Here is a 653-nt window from a genome sequence, read left to right on the forward strand (position 1 = left end):
CGGGGATATGACATAAGGCGGGCGGTGTAGGAAAGAGGTTTTGGCGGCTCCACTATCCTCCCTGTCGCGAAGCGACGGGGAGGATGTTTAGTCGAGCGGGAGCTTGATTTCCTTCATGATCCGATCGGTCTCGGTCAGGATTTTGATGATTTTCTGATACTGGCCGATATCATCATAGCTGAGCGCGCGTCCCCTGCGATCCTTCAGCCATTTCTGAGCCGGTTGATAGCCACCGATATAGAAGTCCCAGGCGAGTTTTGGCACCGCATCAAAATATTGCTCCAGATTGATATAGACGCGGCCTGTCTCAAGCCCCTCCCCTTCAGGGGAGGGGTTGGGGTGGGGACCGTCGGCTGAGGGCGCTGGTCGCTGCGCGAGCGATACCTTCGGCATCGCCACCACCCCTTCCCCCTCCTCTGAAGAGGAGGGGCTTATTGGTTCCCCAATCTAACTTTACAGAAACCCTAGGTCGACTTTCGGCTCAAAATTGACCGCGCAATTCGCAGCGGCAAAGCCAACTCTCATTCCACAAATCGCATCCCCAAGGAAAGCATGGATTCGTTAGACGATATGGATATAATGAATCATGGCAAAAAAATGGACCGAAGAGGAAACTCTGCTTGCTTTGAGTCTATATCTTCAAACTCCGTTTG

General features: G+C 53.0%; 1 protein-coding gene. It reads right to left on the minus strand.

Translation table 11 applies throughout. The features are described from left to right. Positions 1-87: 87 nt before the first annotated feature. Positions 88-393 carry a type ISP restriction/modification enzyme gene (locus tag V7665_RS13700; protein ID WP_335665084.1) on the minus strand — a complete coding sequence of 102 codons (306 nt, stop codon included), beginning with the start codon at positions 391-393 and terminating at the stop codon, positions 88-90. Positions 394-653: the final 260 nt, after the last annotated feature.

Origin of the sequence: Parasphingorhabdus sp. (assembly GCF_036964675.1) — a bacterium.
Taxonomy (GTDB): Bacteria; Pseudomonadota; Alphaproteobacteria; order Sphingomonadales; family Sphingomonadaceae; genus Parasphingorhabdus.

Coding starts and splice junctions, on each gene's coding strand:
- V7665_RS13700 (WP_335665084.1), bottom strand. CDS start 393: ATGCCGAAGGTATCGCTCGCGCAGCGACCAGCGCCCTCAGCCGACGGT.